Genomic DNA, 19,930 nt, shown 5'->3' on the forward strand with positions numbered 1-19,930 from the left:
GCGGCGACCGTACCGCGCGAGCTAGGGTGGGGAGGTCCGCACGGGAGCCCGGGGCACGGGCTGAGAGGGAGCTGCCGCTCCGACCGTGGAACCTGATCCGGGTCATGCCGGCGCAGGGAGCGTGATCCCATGACGAACCTGGCAGTGGTGGGCGGCGGCGTGATCGGCCTGTCCGCGGCGTGGCGTGCCGCCAAGGCGGGCCACGACGTCACCGTCCACGATCCCGAGCCCGCGCGCGGTGGCGCGTCCTGGCTGGCCGGGGGCATGCTCGCCCCGGTCACCGAGGCCTGGCCCGGCGAAGAAGACGTGCTCGCGCTCGGTGAAGCGTCGCTGAAACGCTGGCCGGGCTTCGCGCGCGACCTCGAGCAGGAGGGCGTCGACCCCGGGCTGGCCGGGCACGGGACGCTCGTCGTCGCGTTCGACAGCGCCGACGCCGGGCACCTCGACATCCTCGCCGGCTACCTGCACTCGATCGGCCGTGCCGCCGAACGCCTGACCAGCCGGGAGACCAAGCGGCTCGAACCCGGCGTCGGGTCCGTCCGAAGTGGACTCCACGTGCCCGGCGACCTGGCCGTGGACAACCGGAAACTGCTCAACGCGCTCTACGCGGCCTGCGTCAACCACGACGTCCGGTTCGTGCGCGAGCGCGTCGAAACCCTGCCGGCCGCCGAAGCCGTCGTGCTCGCCGCGGGGGCCTGGACCGGGCGGCTGCACCCGCAGCTGGCCGGCGCCGTCCGGCCGCTCAAGGGCGAGATCCTGCGGCTGAAGCCCCGGCGCGGCTGCCTGCCGCCGCCCGCGCACACCGTGCGGGCCGTCGTCGAGGGCCGGCCGATCTACCTCGTCCCGCGCGGCGACCAGGAGCTCGTCCTCGGTGCCACGCAGTACGAGGCGGGCTTCGACCGGGCCGTCACCGCGCGGGGCGTGCGCGAGCTGCTCGAAGGCGCCGAACGCGTCTTCCCCGCGATCACCGAGTACGAGCTGGCCGAGACCGCCGCCGGGCTGCGGGCCGCGAGCCGGGACGTGCTGCCCTACGTCGGTGTCCTGGACGACGGCGTCTTCGCCGCGACCGGGCACCACCGCAACGGTCTGCTGATGGCCCCCGTGACCGCGGCCGCCGTGGTCGCCTGGCTCGAAGGCGAGGAGCCACCCGAAGGCGTCGAAGCGGCTTCGCCCGCTCGGCTGCACCAGAAGGAGCACGTGTGATGGAGATCAAGCTCAACGGCGAGTGGACGGAGTTCCCGGACGGCGCCACCGTCGCCGACGTCCTCGACGCGTCCGGCGGGCCGCGGCCCGGGATCGCCGTCGCGGTCGACGGCGTCGTCGTGCGCCGCGCGGACTGGGCGGCCACCACCGTGCCGAAGGGCGCGGGCGTCGACGTCCTCACCGCGGTCCAGGGAGGCTGAAGTGGACCAAGAACCGCTGGTCATCGGCACCTCGAAGCTGACGTCCCGGCTGATCATCGGCACCGGCGGCGCGGCCAACCTGGCCGTGCTCGAACGTGCGCTGGTCGCGTCCGGCACCGAGCTGACCACCGTCGCCATGCGCCGCGCGGACGCCGAGGGCGGCTCCGGCGTGCTCGAGCTCCTGAACCGGCTCGGCATCGAGCTGCTGCCGAACACCGCGGGCTGCCGCACGGCCGCCGAAGCCGTGCTCACCGCGCAGCTCGCGCGGGAGGCCCTCGGCACCGATCTGATCAAGCTCGAAGTCCACGCCGACGACCGGACGCTGCTGCCGGACCCGTTCGAGACCCTCGACGCGGCCGAACGGCTGGCCGCCGACGGGTTCACCGTGTTCGCCTACACGAACGACGACCCGGTGCTCGCGCTGCGCCTGGAGGAGGCGGGGTGCGCCGCGGTGATGCCGCTGGGCGCGCCGATCGGCACCGGCCTCGGCATCCGGAATCCGCACAACATCGAGCTCATCGTTTCGCGGGCGGGCGTGCCGGTGATCCTGGACGCGGGAATCGGCACGGCGTCGGACGCGACGCTGGCGATGGAGCTCGGCTGCGACGCCGTCCTGCTGTCCACGGCCGTCACTCGGGCGGCCGATCCGGAGCGGATGGCTTCGGCGATGCGTTCGGCCGTCGTCGCCGGTCACCTGGCCCGGAGCGCGGGGCGCGTGCCGCAGCGGTTCTGGGCGCAGGCGTCGAGTCCACCTCGGTGAACCAAGGTGCCTTCACGCCGAACGCGCACGGCGAACCCGTAAGGTGGACGGCACTTTCCGGCGCACCGGCGGCGGGGCAGGGCAGAAGGAGCCAGCCGTGACGAGCACATCGGTCCAGGACGTCTCGGGCAGGTTGTACCTGGCCGTCGGAAGGCTGTCCCGGTCACTGCGGCAGGCCGGGGTGCCGGGCCCGGGCCACGGCGCCATTTCGGCGCTGGCGACCCTGGTGAACTCCGGCCAGCTCCGCCTCGGCGACCTCGCGGCCAAGGAGGGCGTCGCCGCGGCGACGATGTCGCGGATCATCGCGTCCCTGGTCGAGGCCGGCTACGTCAGCCGCGAGTCCGACCCGGTCGACCGCCGGGCGTGGCTGGCGAAGGCGACCGAGGAGGGCGAGCGGCTCGTCTCGGGCGTCCGGTCGACGCGGGTGCAGGAGCTGAACCGGCGCCTCGACCGGCTGTCCCCCGAGCACCGTGAGGCGCTGACGGCGGCGATCCCGGCACTCGAGGCCCTGATCGCGGACGACTGAGCTAGTCCGCGAGCCGGCGCGTGATCCGGTCGAACAGCTCCAGCAGCGGCTCGCCGACGTCCCGGCCGAACTCGGTCAGCCCGTAGGTGACCTGCGGCGGTGTCGTGGGCTCGACCCGCCGCCAGATCAGGCCGTCCCGCACCAGCGCGCGCAGCGACTGGGAGAGCATCTTCTCGCTGATGCCTTCGATGCTCTCCCGCAGCTCGAAGAACCTGAGATCGGTGCGCTGCAACGAGATCAGCACCCAGATGCCCCACCGGCTGGTGACGTGGTCGACGACGTCCCGCGCGACGCAGTCGGTGTGAAACACCTCATATCGGGCCTCGGCGCCGGTGGGGGTGAGCTGCGAGCCTCCGGTCATGTCCTGAGCTTACCCAAAGGTATGTACTTACCAGGAGTTAGCTCGGCTCCTACCGTCCCGATCACCAGGAAATCGGACGAAGGAGCTGTTCATGATCGTGGTGACCGGGGCGACCGGGAACGTGGGCCGGCCGCTGACGCGGGCGCTGGCCGAGGCGGGTCAGCAGGTGACGGCGGTGTCGCGGCACGCCGCCGACGTGCCCGACGGCGTCCGGCACGTGGTGGGCGACTTGGCGGATCCCGCCGGTCTCGAGCCCGTGCTGGCCGGCGCGAAGGCGTTGTTCCTCCTGCTCTCCGGGGACCTGCACGCCGTCGGGGCCGATCCCGCCGGCGTCATCGGACGGGCCGCGCGCGCCGGGGTCGGCCGGATCGTCCTGCTGTCCACCCTCGGCGTGGTGACCCGGCCCTTCGGCACGACGCGGATCGCCATGCGCGCGCTCGAGGACGCGGTGCGGGAAGCCGGCGTGGACTGGGCCGTCCTGCGGCCGGGCGGCTTCGCCTCCAACGCGCTGTGGTGGGCCGAGAGCGTCCGCACCCAGGGGGTCGTCGCCGCCCCCTTCGGTGACACCGGGGTGCCGGTCGTCGACCCGGTGGACATCGCCGAGGTCGCCGCGGCCTGCCTGCTGGACGACCGGCACGCCGGCGGCGTGTACGAGCTGACCGGGCCGGCGGTGATCACGCCGCGGCAGCAGGCGGCCGCCATCGCCGACGCGCTGGGCTCGCCGGTGCGGTTCCACGAGCTTTCCCGCGCCGAGGCCAAAGCCGGCATGACGCGGAGCATGCCCGCCGAACTCGCCGACGACACCCTGGACATCCTCGGCGCGCCGAGTCCCGCCGAGGTGCGCGTCAGCCCCGACGTCGAGCGGGTCCTCGACCGCGCTCCGCGCACCTTCGCCGACTGGGCCGCGCGCAACGCCGCCGCGTTCCGCTAGGCCGCCTGCTGCCGTAGCTCGGCGAGCTCCGCGCGCAGGAGGCGGAGCTCGTCGAGGATCTCCTGGTTCGCGGCCGCCTGCGTTTCGGCCTGCTTCGCCTCTTCCTCGCGGATGTCCTGACGCAGCTCGTCCTCCATGCCGCTGACCACGACGGCGATGAAGAGGTTCAGCACCGCGAAGCTGGACACCAGGATGTAGACGACGAAGAAGATCCAGGCCATCGGCGCCTGTTCCATGATCGTCTTCGCGATGTCGGGCCACGCTTCGCCGGTCATCACCTGGAACAGCGTGAACAGCGACGTGCCGAGGTCGCCGAAGTCGCCCGGGTCGATGGCGCCGAACAGCTTCGTCGCCATCACCCCGGCCACGAAGATGATCAGCGCCAGCAGCGCGGCGATCGAGGCCATGCCGGGGATCGCGGCGAGCAGCCCGGAGACGACCTTCCGCATCGACGGCACCACCGAGATCAGCCGCAGCACCCGGAGCACGCGCAGTGACCGCAGCACGGCGAACGGCCCGGTCGCCGGGATCACCGCGATGCCGACCACCAGCAGGTCGAAGACGTTCCAGTTGTCGCGGAAGAAGCGCCCGCGGTAGGCGTAGAACTTCGCCAGCAGCTCGGTGACGAAGATGCCGAGCGCGATGTGGTCGAGCGCGTGCAGGAGGCCGGCGTACCCGGCCATGATCGACGTCGACGTCTCCATGCCGAGCGTGATCGCGTTGAACACGATCACGGCGATGATGAAGTTCTGGAAGCGGCGGTCTTCGAGGACCTTCGCCGTCCGCTCGCGTCCGGTCAAGGCCGCCCCCTGTGTGGTTCAAGGATCAGTAAACGCAGGGATGGTAACGGTCGCGGCGAGTGTGTCCGGAGTCACAGTGCGGATTGGGCGGATCGCTCCGGCTTGCCGTATTCCCGCGGAACTGTTCCTCCGAAAGGTGGGCTTCCCGGCGGCACGGTGATCCCTACTGTCCCTCCTGGCGCGCAGTTCCGCGCGCGAAGGGGGAAAACGGGATGCCGGGCTTCGGTCGGTTCATGCTGCGCGCACGCAGAGCTTCGGTGGCGGCGCTGGCGGTTTCGGTACCACTCGTGACGGCGACGGTCCCGGCGGCGGCCACCCCCGCGCCGGCCGCGGCCCCGGTGGTGCACGCCGGTGCGTCACCCGCCGACTTCGGCCCCGGCGCGGCCGCGTCCCCCGACGTCCTGCTCGACGGCTGGGGCGACGGCGCGGGTTATCACCTGCAGGTCGCGCGGGAGAAGTCCGGGTTCGCCTGGCAGAGCTTGGCGCTGCTGCGGCCGCAGGGCCTCGACGACTCGTCGTGGACCGGCTACCAGTGCGTCTCCGGCGACGGCCGGTACGCGGCCGTCGCGATCCTCCCGCAGTCCGCGGTGAACCTGTCGGCCGCGCGTGACCACGGCGCCTTCGCCTACTCCGTCGACCTGACGTCCGGCGCGGTGCACCCGGTGGCGCGGGGCGTCGGGCTCAAGTACCACTCGCCGGGCTGCGGCACCGGCCGCGACGCCGTGTTCAGCCTGAACCTGGGGGTGGACCAGGAGAAGACCGAGCTGCTCACGACCGACCTCGCCACCGGCGCGATCACCGCGAAGTCCACTGTGGACGGGCAGGTCACGTCCGCGGTGCCGTCCGGCGAAGGTGTCATCGGGGTCGCCGGGGCGTCGCTGGTCGCGGTGGCGGGTCCGGGCCAGGCGAAGCGGGTGGCCGCGCTCGACGCGCCGGCGTACGACCTGCGCCCGTCGGCCGACGGCGGGGTCGACTTCTTGACCCTGAAGCCCGGCGCGCCGACCGCCACGGTGCGGCACGAGAAGGCGGGCGCGGTGCGCACGCTGGCTTCGGGGCCGGCGAGCGCGGTGCACCTGTTCCCGGGGCGGGGCGGGCACGCCGTGCTGACCGGGGTGGACCGGGTGGAACCGGGGTCGGGGCTGAAGAGCGTCCGGACTTCGCCGCTGCCGCACGGGGTCACGGCGACGTCGCTGGACGGCGACGCCGCGTTGGGCCCGGACGCGGATCCGGCGCGGGAGGTGCCGGTGGTGCTGGCGACCGGAAGCGGCGTGCTGCTTTCCCGGCCCCGCCCGGACACCGCGGCGGCGAGCACGACGGCGGTGTCACCGGTGGTGCCGGACGGCGTGGGTGCCGCGCCGGTGGCGAACATGCCGGCGGGGAAGCCGCAACCGCAGGGTGATGCGGCGCCGGCGGCGGTGCAGCCGAAAGCCCAGAAGCTCACCACCACGGCCGCGCAGACGCCGACCTGCTCCGTGCCGCGGCTCGACCGGGCTCGTCAAGTGCCGCAGCCCTCGCCCGCGCAGGTCGGCTGGGCCGTGCAGATGGCCGAACAGAACCTGCTCACCGGGTCGCTGGGCCGGCCCGCCGGGTTCGACAACCTCGGGCTCGTCGCCTACGCGTCCAATTCGGACTTCCCGAAGATCGCGCTGAAGCACCCCGCCGGGGACAGCTGGGATTCCGTGCCGCGCTCCGTCATGCAGGCGATCATGGCGCAGGAAAGCAACTGGAGCCAGGCGTCCTGGCACTCCCTGCCCGGCATGACCGGCGATCCGCTGATCGCCGACTACTACGGTGCCGGTGGCGACATCGTCTCCATGAACTACGCCGGTGCGGACTGCGGGTACGGCGTCGCGCAGGTGACCACCGGCATGCGGGCGGGTGACCACAGCAGCTACTCCGTCAACGGCCAGACCAAGATCGCCGTCGACTACGAGGAAAACATCGCCGCGGGCCTGCAGATCCTCGAGTCCACCTGGAACCAGCTCTACGACGCCGGCATCCTCGCCAACAACGGCAACCCGCGATACCTCGAGAACTGGTACTTCGCCGCCTGGGCCTACAACACCGGCATCCAGCCCACCAAGGCGTACAACCCCACCGGCTGCGTGCCGGGCCCGTCGTGCACCGGCCCGGACGGCACCTGGGGCCTCGGCTGGACCAACAACCCGGCCAACCTCGACTACCCGCCGAACCGCGACCCGTTCCTGCAGGACACCTACGACGACGCCAAGCACCCCGCGAGCTGGCCGTACGAAGAACGCGTCATGGGCTGGATGGCCAGCCCGATCATCCGCGGCGGCACTCGCGCCTACGCCAAGCCGACCTACCACGGCGGCAGCACGTGGCTGAAGATCCCGCCCACCACGGCGTTCTGCGGCACCGACAACCACTGCGACCCCAACGCCACCAACCCCAGCAACCCCGGCGCCAGCCACTGCCTGCTGGACGACTTCGAGTGCTGGTGGCACCAGCCGGTCAGCTGGATCCCCGACTGCGCCACGACCTGCGCCACCAGTGAGTACACCGCCGGCGCGGGCTCGACCGAACCCGGCGTCGCCGATCCGCACCCGCCGACGTGCACGCTGGTCTCCGACGTCGTGCCCAGCGGGCCGGCCGGGCCGCCGATCATCGTCGACGAGCAGACCACGCCGGGGCTCAACCTCGTCGGCTGCGCGCCGTCGAACTGGTCCAGCGACGGCACTTTCACCTACTCCTACGGCACGAACTCCGCCGGCGACCCGATCGGCGCCATCGACACCCACCAGCTGGGTGCCGGCTTCGGCGGCCGGATCCTGTTCACCCACACCGAAGACGGCAGCAACCCGGCGCTGATCAACACCGGCACCTGGACGCCCAACCTGCCGAAGCTGCAGTACTACAAGATCAAGATCCACATCCCGGCGCTGGGGGCGTCGGCCACGAACGTCGTCTACCAGATCAACCCCGGCGGCGGCGCGAGCCCGTGGAAGATCCGCGTCAACCAGCACTGGGACTCCGAAGAGTGGGTCACCATCGGGACGTTCGCCATGCAGAACGGCGGTAACGTCCAGCTGTCCAACACGAGCACCGCGGTCGGCAGCGACGGGGACTTGCTCAACTACGACGTCGGCTACGACGCGCTGGCCTTCCTGCCGATGGGCGGCACGCCGGGTACCCCGATCGGCGGCCCGCCCGGGATCATCGACGCGCCCAAGGGCAGCAACCCCGCGTTCGTCCAGTGCGGCTGCGTGCGGCGCACCGCCGGCGACCCGGTCGACACGTCGACCGGCTACTTCGGCGACGAGTTCACCGACCTCACCACGCCGGGGCGTGGGGCCGCGCTGAACTTCACCCGCAGCTACGCCTCCGCGCTCGCCGATCCCAACGGCCCCAACAAGACCTACGCCGCCGACGGCCCGTTCGGCTACGGCTGGACGTTCTCCTACAACCTGTCCGCCGCGACCGACGGCACGACCGGGAACGTGACCGTGCGCCAGGAGGACGGTTCGGCGATCACCTTCGTGAACTCGTCCGGGACCTACGCGCCTTCGGCGCCGCGGTACGACGCTGCGCTGGTGAAGAGCGGTTCGTCCTATGTGTACACCCGGCGCGGCAAGGACGTCTTCACCTTCGACGCCGCCACCGGGCGGCTCACCGCCGAAACCGATCCGGCCGGCACCAAGGCGAATCCGCCGTACGCCACGAACCTGGCCTACGACGGCGCCGGGCACCTGGCCACGATCACCGATCCCGCGCAGCGCCGGTACACCCTGGCCTGGACCGGAAACCACATCACCGGCCTGTCCGACACGGCCGGGCGGCAGGTGACCTACGGCTACAACGCGGCCGGCGACCTGACCGACGTCTACGGCGTCGGCACCACCCGGACGCCGTCGCTGAAGGACGACGACCACCTGGTGTACGGCTACGCGGCCGGCACCCACCTGATGACGTCGATGCGCTCGCCGGCCAACTTCGGCAGCACGGCGACGCCGGACCCGGTCACGTCGATGGTCTACGACGGCGCCGAGCGCGTGCTCACGCAGACCGACCCGACCGGCAAGACCACGACGTTCACCTACGGCCCCGACGGCGGGCTGCAGGCCGGGCAGACGCAGGTCACCGATCCGGGCGGGCACAAGACGATCTACACCTACAGCAACGGGCTGCTCGTCTCGGAAACCCGCGGCGCGGGCACGGCCGACGCGGGGACGTGGACCTACACCTACGACCCCGTGACGCTGGGCGTGTCGACGCTGTCCGACCCGAACGGGCACGTCCAGACCTTCAGCTACGACGACCACGGCAACCGGATCTCGGCCAGCGACGCCGCCGGGTTCGCGACCGCGTACCGCTACGACGACCACGGGAACCTGCTCAGCAGCATCGATCCCCGCGGCGTGCAGACCGTCAACGGCTACGACGAAACCGGGCACGTCCCGGCGAGCGCGGCCGGGGAGCACGTGCTCACCTCGACCACGGTGACCCAGCTCGGCCAGTCCGCGGAGGTCAAGGACGGCAACCCGTCGGCGGCGGTGACCCGCGCCGAGAACTTCTACTACGACGACGCCGCGCACCCCGACGACCGGACCCGGGCGGTCGACGCCGAGGGCCGGACCACGACCAGCACGTTCGACGGCTTCGGCGACCTGACGTCCAGAGTGGACGGGGCCGGGGCGAAGACCCAGGCGGCGTACGACACCGGGCGCGGCTGGCCGGTCACCAGCGTCAGCCCGGCGGGCAGTGCGGCCGGCGTCGGCGCGAACTGCGCGCCGCCGCAGCGGGGCTGCACGGTCATCGGGCACGACGCCTGGGGCAACGTCACCGACATCAAGGACGCCTTCGGGCACAGCACCACGTCGGTGTACGACGCCGACGGCAACCAGCTCGGCACGACCGACCAGAACAACCGGAAGACGACGCTGGTCCACGACCCGATGGGCCGGCTCGTCCGGACCGTCCGGCCCGACGGCGTCACGACGGTGACCGACTACAACCCCGACGGCACCATCGCCGACGAGCTCGACGGGGCGAACCACAAGACGTCGTACGGCTACGACGGCCAGGGCCGCCGGACCGGCCGGACCGACCCGGGCAACCGCGCCACGACCGGGCACTTCGACGGCGCGGGCAACCTGCTCACCTCGACCGACCCGGCCGGGCGCGTCACGACCTACGGCTACGACCCGGCCAACCGCGTCACCTCGGCCCAGTACTCCGACGGGACGACGCCGGGCGCGACCTTCGCCTACGACTCGGCGGGCACACGGGTCTCGATGACCGACGCCACCGGCACCACGAAGACCGACGTCGACGCGTTCGGCGAGGTCGTCGGCATCACCAGGGGCTCGGGCGCGCACGTCGGCTACGGCTACGACCGGACCGGCCGGGCGACGTCGATCACCTACCCCGGCGGCGCCGCGCAGACCGTGACCCAGACCTTCGACGCGGCCGGGCGCCTGGCCACCGTGACGGACTGGAACAGCAACAAGACCACGTTCGGCTACGGCGACGACGGCAACCTGCACACCACGACCTACCCCAACGGCACGGTCGTGACCAACGGCTTCGACGACACGGACACGCTCACGTCGTCGACGCTCTCGGCGGGGACGACGACGGTGGCGTCGCTGGTCTTCGGCCGCGACAACGCCCACCAGCTCAGCTCGTCGACGCCGGCCGGGCTGCCCGGCGCGGCGAAGACGTTCGGGTACTCGCCGCGGGAGCAGCTGCAGTCCGCGACGAGCGGCGGGGTCGCGACCGGCTACGCGGTGGACGCGGCCGACAACCCGACCGGCCTCGGCGCGGCGACCCAGGCGTTCGACGCTTCCGACCGCTTGTGCTGGGCGCTGCCTTCGGGGACGGTGACCGCGCCCGCGTGCGACACCGCCCCGGCCGGGGCCACGAAGTACGGCTTCGACACCCAGGGCAACCGGACGTCGGCCACCCCGGCGACCGGCGCCGCCACGACGTACGGCTACGACCAGGCGAACCGGCTCACCTCGGTGAGCGGGACGGCGTCCTACCGCTACGACGGCGACGGGCTGCGCACGGCCAAGACGGCCGGCACGACGACCACGGCGTTCACCTACGGCGCCGGCTCGGTGCCGAACCTGCTCAGCGACGGCGCCACGAGCTACGTCTACGGGCCCGGCGGCGCGCCGATCGAGCAGATCGGCGGCGGCACGACGCTCTGGTACTTCCACGACCAGATCGGGTCCACCCGGGCGCTCGTCGACGCGGCCGGGCACGTCGCCGGGGCGTACGCGTACGGCGAATACGGCGCCGGCACGCACACCGGGACCGCGTCGACGCCGCTGCGGTTCACCGGCCAGTACACCGACGACGAAACCGGGTTCGTCTACCTGCGGGCGCGCTACCTCGACCCGGCGACCGCGCAGTTCCTCAGCGTCGACCCGATGGTGAACGCGACGCACACGCCGTACGCCTACGTCAACGGCGACCCGCTCAACGACACCGACCCGACCGGCCTGTGCGGCTTCTGGTGCAAGGTCGGCATCGGGGCGGCGATCGTGGGCACCGCGGCCTGCATCATCATCGAGCCCTGCGGGCTGGTGGAAGGCGGCGCGGTGGCCGTCGCGGGTGGCGCGGCGGCGATCGGCGGCGGCGCGGTGACGTTCGTCGGCGGCAGCGTCGTGGCGGCGGGCGCGGCGGCCGGTGCGATCGGCGGTGCGGCGGTCGCGATGGCGACGAACCCGAGCAGCAGCAGTAGCAGCAGTTCGAACAGCGGCAACTCGAACAGTGGCGAAGCGAGCGCGGAATCTTCGCGGCAGAAGTCGATCAATTCGTTCCAGCGGCTGATCCGGGAGCACCAGCAGAAGCTGGAGGAGTACCGCAACAACCCGGACGCGTTCGACAACAAGGGTATCTTGCAAGGCCAGAGTCCGGAGATCAGGGAGCGCATCATCAGCGGCAGGATCAAGCACCTGGAAACGGAGATCCGCGGGTTCCAGGAACAGCTCAACAAGCTGCTCGGGAACTGCCCGGGATGAGCGCGGGCCCGGAGATCCCCCTCGCCCGGCTGCGCGAGGTGACCGAGCTGCTGCTGGCGCACGTCGCCCGCGGCGGCGACTCGGTCACGCTGGACCACGACCTGTTCTGGGAGCTGCTGCCGGAGCAGCGCTACGACCTCGGCCACGAGCCGGACGAGCACACGGTGGGCCAGCTGAGCGAGTCGTGGGCGCAGCTGGCGGCGATGGCCGACGACCCCGACCGGGTCGTCGGCTACGGCCTGGTCTGGCTGGCCGACGTCCTGCGCGCGCTGGGCCGGCAGGCACTCGGCTGAGGCTCAGCGCTCCTCGGGGGCCAGCCGCCAGAAGGCCGAGACCGGGCCGACCTTGGCGCCCATGGGGTACGCGTGCTCGACGGCGTGCGAGACGAACCACTTGCCGTAGCGGGCCGCCTCGACCACGGACATGCCCTTCGCGAGCCCGGCCGTGAGCGCCGACGCCATCGTGTCGCCCGCGCCGTGCGTGTGCGGCGTCGAGTAGCGCTTGCCGGGCAGCTCGACGAACGTCGAGCCGTCGAACAGCAGGTCCACGCACTCGGGGTCGGCCTGCAGGTGGCCGCTCTTCACCAGGACGTACCGGGGGCCCATCCGGTGCAGCACCACGGCCGCGGTGTGCATGCCTTCGCGGTCGGTCACCGTCATCCCGGTCAGCAGCCGGACTTCGTCGAGGTTCGGGGTCAGCACCGTCGCGCGCGGGAGCAGTTCGTCGCGCAGCGCGTGCAGGCCCGCGTCGTCGAACAGCGGGTGGCCGTGCATCGACGCCGCCACCGGGTCGACGACGAAGGGGATCTTGGCGTTCCGGCCGATCTCCGCGGCGTCGCACGCGGCCGCCACCGCGTGGATGATCTCGGCTGAGGCCAGCATGCCCGTCTTGGCCGCGCCGACGCCCATGTCCGCCGCCACGGCCTCGATCTGCCCGGCGACGATGTGCGGGGGCAGGTCGGCGCGGTCGTGCACGCCGAGGGTGTTCTGGACGGTGACGGCGGTGACCGCGACCAGGCCGTGCACGCCGCAGGTGAGGAACGTGCGCAGGTCGGCCTGCAGCCCGGCGGCGCCGCCGGAGTCCGATCCGGCGATGGTCAACGCGGTGGGCAGGCTCGTGGTCATACTTTTCCCGACTTCTGGTCTAGGCCAATCGGCCGCTTTTCCTTCATGAGCAGTCAACCACGGTGAGACATTGTGAACGTTACTCACGTTCGAAGGAGCCTGGATGAAGCTCTTCTCGGTGGCACTCCTCACGGCGGCGCTCACGCTCTCCGGGGCGACGGCGGCCAATGCGGACAGCCCGAAGCTCTCCCACGTCACCACGGTCGGCGTGCACAACACCTACGACCCGGCGGCCTACGGCTACCTGGCGCAGGCGCTCGACGCCGGCTCGTCGCTGATCGAGCTCGACGTCTGGCCGGACTTCTTCACCCACGAGTGGAAGGTCAGCCACTCGAACCCGTTGGGGAACAACAACAACTGCGTCGCGGCTACGTCGGCGTCCCAGCTGTACACCGGCGGGAAGAACAAGAACCTCGAGTACTGCCTCGACGACATCCGGATCTGGCTCGCGGCCCACCCCGGGCACACGCCGATCACGCTGAAGCTGGAGATGAAGACCGGCTTCTCGGACAACACCGGCATGGGCCCGGACGAGCTGGACGCGACGTTCCGCGCGCACCTCGGCAGCGTCGCCTTCCGCCCGGCCGAGTTGCTCGGCGGCTACGGCACGCTCGACGACGCCGCCAAAGCGGACAACTGGCCGTCGGTGGACGCGTTGCGGGGCCGGGTGATCACCGAGATCATCCCGGGCACGGTGGAGGAGCAGAACCCGACCGACACGCTGAAGACCGACGTCGAGTACGCGCGGTACCTGGTCGGGCTCAAGAACGCCGGCAAGCTCGGCGACGCGAACATCTTCCCGACCGTGCACGGCGCGGCCGGCGGTGACCCGCGGGACAAGTACACCGCCGACCTCAAGCCGTGGTTCGTGGTGTTCGACGGCGACGCGAACGCGTGGGTGACGCAGACCGGGCCGTGGTGGTACGACGCCAACCACTACTACGTGGTGATGACCGACGCGCAGAACGTCGCGCCGGCCATCGACGCCCACAACCCGACGGTCGACCAGGCCAACCAGCGCGTCGCCGACCTGGCGAAGCAGCACGCGTCGGTGATCACCGCGGACTGGACCGGGCTCACGACGGTGCTGCCGCAGGTGCTCGCCCGGGGTTAGAGGGTCAGCACGAGCTTCCCGGACACGCGCCCGGACTCACCCAGCTCGTGCGCCTTGGCGACGTCTTCCAGCGGGAAGGCCTGCTCGACGCGGACCTTCAGCTGACCGGCCTCGATGAGCTCGACGAGGCCGGTCAGCCCGCCGCGGTCGGGCTCGACCAGGATCCGGCTCGTGCGCACACCGCGTGCGGCAGCCGCCTTTTCGACCTCGTCCGCGACGCCGCTGGGCACGGCGATCAGCAGGCCGCCCGGCTTGATCGCGGGCAGCCAGCGCAGGTCGCTCGCTTCGCCGACCAGTCCGAAGTAGACGTCCACATCGGACGTCGTGGCGGACTTGTCGTGGTAGTCGATCGGCTCGTCGACGCCGAGCTCGCGGAGCAGGTCGTGCTTGCCCGCGCTGGCGGTGCCGATCACGTGCGCCCCGCGCGCCTTGGCGATCTGCACGGCGAGGTGCCCGACCCCGCCGGCCGCGGCGTCGACGAACACGCGCTGTCCGCTGCGGACGTTCGCGACGTCGACCAAGCCCTGCCAGGCGGTGAGCCCGGCCAGCGGCAGCGCGGCGGCCTCGGCGAACGAGAGCCCGGCGGGCTTGCGCACGAAGTGCCGCGACGGCGCGGTGACGTACTCGGCGTAGGCGTTGGCCGGGCGGGGGAACCACGGCATACCGAGCACCTCGTCGCCTTCCCGGACGCCGGTGGCCCCGAAGCCGGCCTCTTCGACGACGCCGGCGACGTCCCAGCCGACGGTGAACGGTGGTTCACCGAGGAACCCGCCGCCGGCCCGAACCTTCCAGTCGACCGGGTTGATCCCAGCGGCGTGCACCCGCACCAGGACCTCCGTCGGCCCGGGTTCCGGCCGCGGTGCGTCGGTGACGCGGAGCACCTCCGGCCCGCCGAGGGTCTCCTGGGTCACGATGCGCATCACTTCACTCCTTCTCGTCAGGGCTGTCCCACCTATAGTCGGAGCGTTGGTCACTTTTCGCCAGAAGGCACTTAGAAGTGGAGTAGGTACCCGATGGAAACCACCTGGGACGTGTACCTTCGCAATTGCCCGTGCCGCGACGTGCTGGACCTGCTCGCCAACAAGTGGACGGCCCTGGTGCTGGGCGCACTGGCCCGCGGCCCCCACCGCTTCGGCGAGCTGCGCCGCGCGGTCGACGGGATCAGCCAGAAGATGCTGACGCAGAACCTCCGCCAGCTGGAGCGCGACGGCTTCCTGACGCGCACGGTGTACCCGACGACCCCGCCGACGGTGGAGTACGCGCTGACGGAGATGGGCGCCGAGGTCGGCGCGCACCTGGTCGCGCTGAGCACGTGGTCGCAGGCCAACTTCGACCGCATCCGCTCGGCCCGCGAGGAGTACGACACCCGGGAACTGCAGCCGGTCCGCTGAGCCGCCGGCCCGCTCGGTAACGGCCGTCCCCGGTGCCGCGACTCATGGGAGCCGAACCCCCGTCGTGAAAGGTGGCCGACGTGACCGGATGGTTCTCCCGGTGGAGCCGGGAAGAGGTTTCGCGGGTAACCGACGAGCCACCCCAGCTGATCATGCGCCACGCCGAGCCGCCGGACGACGGGGACGACGGGTGCTTCCCGGGCGACGACGACGGTGAGCAGGCTCCGGCCGACTACCCCGGATGATCCCGGGCACGTGGCTCGCGGCCGTGCTGTTCCTGCTCGTGGTCGCGCCCGGGTTGTTCTTCGACCTGCTGGGAGCGCGCCGCCGCGTGGCGGTGGCCGAATCGGCGTTCCGCGAGATCGGCCGGGTCGCACTGGGCAGCTTGGGTTTCACCCTGGTCACCCTCGTGCTCCTGCAGGCGGCGCAGTGGCTCTTCCCCCGGCTGTTCTTCGACCCCAGGGCCCTGATCCTCGGCGGGAACGCCTACCTGGCGGACCACTACGGCGCGGTCGTCCTGACCCTCGTCGTGGCGGCCGCGATCTCCCACGCGCTGGCGTTCGGGCTGCACAAGTGGCTGGCGCGGCGCCAAGGGGAGACCATCCGCGTCGTCAGTCTCTGGGGCAAGGCCTTCCGGCACGGCGTGCCGGACGGGCACGCGGTGTTCGCCAGGGTCCGGCTGACCGGGGGGCTGGTGTACACCGGTCAGGTCGAGAACTTCACGGCCGACCTCCCGGTGGGTGATCGCGAGCTGATGCTCACCAAGCCGTTGGCGGCCAAGCCGGACGCCGGCAGCCCGCTCCTGCCGCTGCCGGACTCCTACCGCCGGGTCATCATCCCCGGGGAGCGGATCGAGGTGATCAGCGTGGAGTACCGGCTGGCGCCGGCCGCCGTCACCGCGAAGAAGCGGCGTCAGCGGTCCAGCACCCAGAACGGGGAAACCGGGCCGACGCCCGCGCCCAGCGGGTAGGCCTCCGCCACGCAGCGCTCGATGAACCGCTTCCCCGCCGCCACCGCGTCCGGGACCGTGGCGCCCTTCGCCAGGGACGCCGTGATCGCCGACGCCAGGGTGTCGCCGCCGCCGTGGGTGTTTTCCGTCTGGTAGCGGGGGCCGCTCAGCGAGATGAAGTCGCGGCCGTCCGAAAGCAGGTCGACGCAGTCCGCCGTGCCCGCCATGTGGCCGCCCTTGACCAGGACCCAGCGGGAGCCGAACTCCAGCAGGGCTTCGGCCGCCGAGCGCTGGGTGGCCGGGGAGGTCACCGAAATCCCGGTCAGCAACCGGACTTCGTCGAGGTTCGGGGTGATCAGCGTGGCGCGGGGGAACAGCTCCGTGCGGATCGCCTCCAGCGCGTCCTCCCGCAGCAGCGCGTGCCCCGTCATGGACGCCGCCACCGGGTCGACGACCAGCGGGAAGGCCAAGCCGAGCTCGTCCAGGGTCTTCGCCACCGAGCGGATGATCTCGGCCGTCGCGAGCATCCCCGTCTTCGCCGCGTCGACGCCCATGTCGGACGCCACCGCCTTGATCTGCGCCGTGACCACGTCGGCCGGGATCTCGGTGAAACCCTGCACACCCAGGGAGTTCTGCACGGTGACCGCGGTCAGCGCCACGAGCCCGTGGACGCCGTTGGCGAAGAACGTGCGCAGGTCCGCCTGGATGCCCGCACCACCGCCGGAGTCGGATCCGGCGATGGTGAGGGCGGTCCGGGGTGTCACGGCTGCACCACGGGCAGGTAGACCTTGTTCCCCGCGTCCGAGAACTCCGCCGACTTCTCCGCCATGCCGGCCTCGATTGCCTCCACAGTGGACAGTCCGTGCTCCTCGGCGTACTTCCGGACGTCCTGCGTGATCCGCATCGAGCAGAACTTCGGGCCGCACATCGAGCAGAAGTGCGCGGTCTTGGCCGGCTCGGCGGGCAGCGTCTCGTCGTGGAACGACCGTGCGGTGTCCGGGTCGAGCGAGAGGTTGAACTGGTCGTTCCAGCGGAACTCGAAGCGCGCCTTCGACAGCTCGTCGTCCCACTCCTGCGCGTACGGGTGGCCCTTGGCCAGGTCCGCGGCGTGCGCGGCGATCTTGTACGTGATCACGCCGGTCTTGACGTCGTCGCGGTTCGGCAGGCCGAGGTGCTCCTTCGGCGTGACGTAGCACAGCATGGCCGTGCCGTACCAGCCGATCTGGGCCGCGCCGATGGCCGACGTGATGTGGTCGTACCCGGGCGCGATGTCCGTCGCGAGTGGACCGAGGGTGTAGAACGGCGCTTCACCGCAGAGCTTTTCTTCGAGCTCCACGTTCTCCTTGATCTTGTGCATCGGCACGTGGCCGGGGCCCTCGATCATCACCTGGACGTCGTGCGAACGCGCGATGTGCGTCAACTCGCCGAGGGTTTCGAGCTCGGCGAACTGGGCGCGGTCGTTGGCGTCGGCGATCGAACCCGGACGCAGGCCGTCGCCGAGGGAGAACGTGACGTCGTACTGCCGCAGGAGCTCGCAGAGTTCCTCGAAGTGCGTGTACAGGAAGGACTCTTGGTGGTGCGCGAGGCACCAGGCGGCCATGATCGAGCCGCCGCGGCTGACGATGCCGGTGACGCGCCGCGCGGTCAGCGGGATGTAGCGCAGCAGCACGCCGGCGTGCACGGTGACGTAGTCGACGCCCTGTTCGCACTGCTCGATGATGGTGTCGCGGTAGATCTCCCACGACAGCTTTTCCGGTTCGCCGTCGACCTTTTCCAGCGCCTGGTAGATCGGCACGGTGCCGACCGGGACCGGCGAGTTGCGGATGATCCACTCCCGCGTCTCGTGGATCCGCTTGCCGGTGGAGAGGTCCATGATCGTGTCGGCGCCCCAGCGGGTCGCCCACACCATCTTGTCGACCTCTTCCTCGACCGACGACCAGACGGCCGAGTTGCCCATGTTGGCGTTGATCTTCACCAGGAAGTTCTTGCCGATGATCATCGGCTCGGACTCGGGGTGCCTGCGGTTGACCGGGATCACCGCGCGGCCGCTGGCGACTTCCGACCGCACGAACTCCGGTTCGACGCGCTCGCGGGCGGCGATGTACTCCATTTCCCGCGTGATGACGCCCTGTTTGGCCCACCCGAGCTGGGTGTTGTGCTCGCGGCCGTCGGCCCAGCCGGCGCGGAGCCGGTGTAGTCCACTGTGGACGTCGATGTTCGCGTCCGGGTCCGTGTACGGGCCCGAAGTGTCGTAGACGTCGAAGTGTTCACCGTTGGAGAGGTCGATCCGGCGAGCCGGAACCCGAAGTCCGGACTCGGTCTGGTGGTACACCTTGTGCGAGCCCGTGATCGGGCCGGTCGTTACGGAGACGTGCTTGTTTTCGAGCGTCGTCAACGACTTTCACTCCCTACGCCGGCATTACCCGGTCAGGTTCATGCGGTCGGTGACGCCTGCGAAACGCAAGTCACCCTCTCAGCCCGCCATGGCGCGAGCTCCCGCGTTGGTGTTGTGCCACCGACCATGCCACGCCGGAGCGCGATACTCAAGTCAGCCGACCAACTCGGCCGGAGTGGCGTACACGTCGACCATGGCTCCGTTGCGCAGCACGGTGATCGGCAGCGCGGTGCCGATCACCTCCGCGAACAGCTGGCGCTGGATGCCTTGCGCGTCCGAAACGCGCGTGCGCCCGACGGTCAGCACGAGGTCCCCGGCGCGCAGCCCGGCCCGGTCCGCGGGGCCGCCGGAGACGACTTCGCGCACCCGCAGGCCGGCCGCCTGCCCGGTGCGCTCGGCGACGTCGTCCGGCAGCGGCGCGGGCACGCCGACGACGCCGAGGTACGCGCGCCGGACCCGGCCTTCGACGACGAGCGTGTCGATGATCCGCCGGGTCGTCGCGTTGATCGGCACGGCGAGCCCGAGCCCGACGCCGGCGACCGCGGTGTTGACGCCGACGACCCGGCCGGCGGAGTCCGCGAGCGCGCCGCCGGAGTTGCCGGGGTTGAGCGCGGCGTCGGTCTGGATGACGTCCTCGATCACGCGGGTGGTGCGCCCCTGCCGCACCGGCAGCGCCCGGCCGAGCGCGCTGACGACCCCGGCGGTGACGGTGCCGGAGAAGCCGAGCGGGTTCCCGATGGCCACGACGAGCTGCCCGACGACCAGCTCGTCGGCGTCGCCCAGCTTCGCGGCGGGCGGGTTTCCCCCGCGCGCCCGCAGCACGGCGAGGTCGGACAGCGGATCGGCACCGACGACGTCGAAGGGCACCTCGCTGCCGTCGGCGAAGGTGGCGACGCCACGCCGGTGGTCGCTGACGACGTGGGCGTTGGTGAGCAGGTGGCCGTCGTCGGCGAAGACGACCGCCGACCCGCCGCCGCGCGCGAGCTGCACCCCGGCGACGTGCGGGGTGACGGTCTTGGCGACCGTGCTGACGGCGCGCGAGTAGGCGTCCATCGCGTCTTCCATGGGGACCTCGATTACACCGTTGCAGGTACTACAAGTGTGCGCCCGAAAGGGGTGGACGGCGGTTCGCTGTCCGTGAACCGCCGACCGGACCAGTGACGGTCAGTGGTTCACCGGTTCGG

At 71.3% G+C, this 19,930-nt stretch carries 18 protein-coding genes and 2 riboswitches; of the genes, 11 read left to right on the forward strand and 7 right to left on the reverse strand.

Translation table 11 applies throughout. The features are described from left to right. Positions 1-30 precede the first annotated feature (30 nt). A riboswitch (TPP riboswitch) is annotated at positions 31-136 on the forward strand. The 4 genes from thiO to SD460_RS10340 all read left to right on the forward strand — a co-directional run bounded on the left by thiO (position 130) and on the right by SD460_RS10340 (position 2,689). After that, positions 130-1,203 carry a glycine oxidase ThiO gene (gene thiO, locus SD460_RS10325; RefSeq protein ID WP_290056798.1) on the forward strand — a complete coding sequence of 358 codons (1,074 nt, stop codon included), beginning with the start codon at positions 130-132 and terminating at the stop codon, positions 1,201-1,203. (Overlaps the previous riboswitch by 7 nt.) Continuing rightward, positions 1,203-1,403: a sulfur carrier protein ThiS gene (thiS, locus tag SD460_RS10330; RefSeq protein ID WP_290056799.1), complete on the forward strand. Its 201-nt coding sequence runs from the start codon at positions 1,203-1,205 to the stop codon at positions 1,401-1,403. Before thiO ends, thiS begins: the two co-directional genes overlap by 1 nt. A 1-nt stretch (position 1,404) precedes the next feature. Beyond that, positions 1,405-2,163: a thiazole synthase gene (locus tag SD460_RS10335; RefSeq protein ID WP_290056800.1), complete on the forward strand. Its 759-nt coding sequence runs from the start codon at positions 1,405-1,407 to the stop codon at positions 2,161-2,163. Between the two features lie 97 nt (positions 2,164-2,260). Further along, positions 2,261-2,689, forward strand: coding sequence for a MarR family winged helix-turn-helix transcriptional regulator (locus tag SD460_RS10340; protein ID WP_086863242.1), 429 nt, complete (start codon positions 2,261-2,263; stop codon positions 2,687-2,689). A gap of 1 nt (position 2,690) precedes the next feature. On the opposite strand, the gene SD460_RS10345 is transcribed toward SD460_RS10340, so the two are convergent. Beyond that, positions 2,691-3,050, reverse strand: coding sequence for a winged helix-turn-helix transcriptional regulator (locus SD460_RS10345; protein ID WP_318306107.1), 360 nt, complete (start codon positions 3,048-3,050; stop codon positions 2,691-2,693). Between the two features lie 91 nt (positions 3,051-3,141). Between SD460_RS10345 and SD460_RS10350 the strand changes: the two genes are divergently transcribed. After that, positions 3,142-3,981: an SDR family oxidoreductase gene (locus tag SD460_RS10350; RefSeq protein WP_318306108.1), complete on the forward strand. Its 840-nt coding sequence runs from the start codon at positions 3,142-3,144 to the stop codon at positions 3,979-3,981. On the opposite strand, the gene SD460_RS10355 is transcribed toward SD460_RS10350, so the two are convergent. Next, positions 3,978-4,781, reverse strand: a complete 804-nt coding sequence (locus SD460_RS10355) for an ion transporter (protein WP_290056805.1) — start codon at positions 4,779-4,781, stop codon at positions 3,978-3,980. The genes SD460_RS10350 and SD460_RS10355 overlap by 4 nt on opposite strands. Positions 4,782-5,014: 233 nt before the next feature. On the opposite strand from SD460_RS10355, the gene SD460_RS10360 reads away from it, so the two are divergent. Further along, a complete protein-coding gene (locus SD460_RS10360) occupies positions 5,015-11,773 on the forward strand; it encodes an RHS repeat-associated core domain-containing protein (RefSeq protein ID WP_318306109.1) in 6,759 nt (2,252 codons plus the stop codon). Then, positions 11,770-12,066: a hypothetical protein gene (locus SD460_RS10365; RefSeq protein WP_290056807.1), complete on the forward strand. Its 297-nt coding sequence runs from the start codon at positions 11,770-11,772 to the stop codon at positions 12,064-12,066. The genes SD460_RS10360 and SD460_RS10365 overlap by 4 nt, the downstream gene beginning before the upstream one ends. Before the next feature lie 3 nt (positions 12,067-12,069). Here the strand turns inward: SD460_RS10365 and thiD (SD460_RS10370) are convergent, their stop codons facing one another. After that, the gene (thiD, locus tag SD460_RS10370) at positions 12,070-12,897 is read right to left on the reverse strand and encodes a bifunctional hydroxymethylpyrimidine kinase/phosphomethylpyrimidine kinase (protein WP_290056809.1); all 828 of its coding nucleotides are present in this window, start codon (positions 12,895-12,897) and stop codon (positions 12,070-12,072) included. Between the two features lie 103 nt (positions 12,898-13,000). On the opposite strand from thiD (SD460_RS10370), the gene SD460_RS10375 reads away from it, so the two are divergent. Then, the gene (locus SD460_RS10375) at positions 13,001-14,011 is read left to right on the forward strand and encodes a phosphatidylinositol-specific phospholipase C domain-containing protein (protein ID WP_318306110.1); all 1,011 of its coding nucleotides are present in this window, start codon (positions 13,001-13,003) and stop codon (positions 14,009-14,011) included. On the opposite strand, the gene SD460_RS10380 is transcribed toward SD460_RS10375, so the two are convergent. Then, complete coding sequence (locus SD460_RS10380) at positions 14,008-14,931, reverse strand: NADP-dependent oxidoreductase (protein WP_290056812.1); 924 nt, start codon at positions 14,929-14,931, stop codon at positions 14,008-14,010. The genes SD460_RS10375 and SD460_RS10380 overlap by 4 nt on opposite strands. A gap of 93 nt (positions 14,932-15,024) precedes the next feature. Between SD460_RS10380 and SD460_RS10385 the strand changes: the two genes are divergently transcribed. The 3 genes from SD460_RS10385 to SD460_RS10395 all read left to right on the forward strand — a co-directional run bounded on the left by SD460_RS10385 (position 15,025) and on the right by SD460_RS10395 (position 16,372). After that, positions 15,025-15,402: a winged helix-turn-helix transcriptional regulator gene (locus SD460_RS10385; protein ID WP_290056813.1), complete on the forward strand. Its 378-nt coding sequence runs from the start codon at positions 15,025-15,027 to the stop codon at positions 15,400-15,402. An 80-nt stretch (positions 15,403-15,482) separates the two neighbouring features. Beyond that, the gene (locus SD460_RS10390) at positions 15,483-15,647 is read left to right on the forward strand and encodes a hypothetical protein (RefSeq protein ID WP_290056814.1); all 165 of its coding nucleotides are present in this window, start codon (positions 15,483-15,485) and stop codon (positions 15,645-15,647) included. Continuing rightward, the gene (locus SD460_RS10395; RefSeq protein ID WP_290056815.1) at positions 15,644-16,372 is read left to right on the forward strand and encodes a DUF6338 family protein; all 729 of its coding nucleotides are present in this window, start codon (positions 15,644-15,646) and stop codon (positions 16,370-16,372) included. The genes SD460_RS10390 and SD460_RS10395 overlap by 4 nt, the downstream gene beginning before the upstream one ends. Here SD460_RS10395 and thiD (SD460_RS10400) read toward each other — a convergent pair. The 3 genes from thiD (SD460_RS10400) to SD460_RS10410 all read right to left on the reverse strand — a co-directional run bounded on the left by thiD (SD460_RS10400) (position 16,315) and on the right by SD460_RS10410 (position 19,811). Further along, positions 16,315-17,115, reverse strand: coding sequence for a bifunctional hydroxymethylpyrimidine kinase/phosphomethylpyrimidine kinase (gene thiD, locus SD460_RS10400; RefSeq protein WP_290056816.1), 801 nt, complete (start codon positions 17,113-17,115; stop codon positions 16,315-16,317). The two genes, SD460_RS10395 and thiD (SD460_RS10400), sit on opposite strands and share 58 nt — an antisense overlap. Beyond that, positions 17,112-18,746 carry a phosphomethylpyrimidine synthase ThiC gene (thiC, locus tag SD460_RS10405; protein WP_290056817.1) on the reverse strand — a complete coding sequence of 545 codons (1,635 nt, stop codon included), beginning with the start codon at positions 18,744-18,746 and terminating at the stop codon, positions 17,112-17,114. The genes thiD (SD460_RS10400) and thiC overlap by 4 nt, the downstream gene beginning before the upstream one ends. Continuing rightward, positions 18,740-18,861, reverse strand: a riboswitch (TPP riboswitch). (Overlaps the previous gene by 7 nt.) A 38-nt stretch (positions 18,862-18,899) precedes the next feature. Further along, complete coding sequence (locus tag SD460_RS10410) at positions 18,900-19,811, reverse strand: S1C family serine protease (protein WP_290056818.1); 912 nt, start codon at positions 19,809-19,811, stop codon at positions 18,900-18,902. Positions 19,812-19,930 lie beyond the last annotated feature (119 nt).

The sequence above is a fragment of the Amycolatopsis solani genome (genome assembly GCF_033441515.1).
Classification (GTDB): Bacteria; Actinomycetota; Actinomycetes; order Mycobacteriales; family Pseudonocardiaceae; genus Amycolatopsis; species Amycolatopsis solani.

Coding starts and splice junctions, on each gene's coding strand:
- SD460_RS10395 (WP_290056815.1), top strand. CDS start 15,644: ATGATCCCGGGCACGTGGCTCGCGGCCGTGCTGTTCCTGCTCGTGGTC.
- thiO (WP_290056798.1), top strand. CDS start 130: ATGACGAACCTGGCAGTGGTGGGCGGCGGCGTGATCGGCCTGTCCGCG.
- SD460_RS10360 (WP_318306109.1), top strand. CDS start 5,015: ATGCTGCGCGCACGCAGAGCTTCGGTGGCGGCGCTGGCGGTTTCGGTA.
- SD460_RS10385 (WP_290056813.1), top strand. CDS start 15,025: ATGGAAACCACCTGGGACGTGTACCTTCGCAATTGCCCGTGCCGCGAC.
- SD460_RS10345 (WP_318306107.1), bottom strand. CDS start 3,050: ATGACCGGAGGCTCGCAGCTCACCCCCACCGGCGCCGAGGCCCGATAT.
- thiS (WP_290056799.1), top strand. CDS start 1,203: ATGGAGATCAAGCTCAACGGCGAGTGGACGGAGTTCCCGGACGGCGCC.
- SD460_RS10375 (WP_318306110.1), top strand. CDS start 13,001: ATGAAGCTCTTCTCGGTGGCACTCCTCACGGCGGCGCTCACGCTCTCC.
- SD460_RS10365 (WP_290056807.1), top strand. CDS start 11,770: ATGAGCGCGGGCCCGGAGATCCCCCTCGCCCGGCTGCGCGAGGTGACC.
- SD460_RS10380 (WP_290056812.1), bottom strand. CDS start 14,931: ATGCGCATCGTGACCCAGGAGACCCTCGGCGGGCCGGAGGTGCTCCGC.
- SD460_RS10350 (WP_318306108.1), top strand. CDS start 3,142: ATGATCGTGGTGACCGGGGCGACCGGGAACGTGGGCCGGCCGCTGACG.
- thiD (WP_290056809.1), bottom strand. CDS start 12,897: ATGACCACGAGCCTGCCCACCGCGTTGACCATCGCCGGATCGGACTCC.
- SD460_RS10410 (WP_290056818.1), bottom strand. CDS start 19,811: ATGGAAGACGCGATGGACGCCTACTCGCGCGCCGTCAGCACGGTCGCC.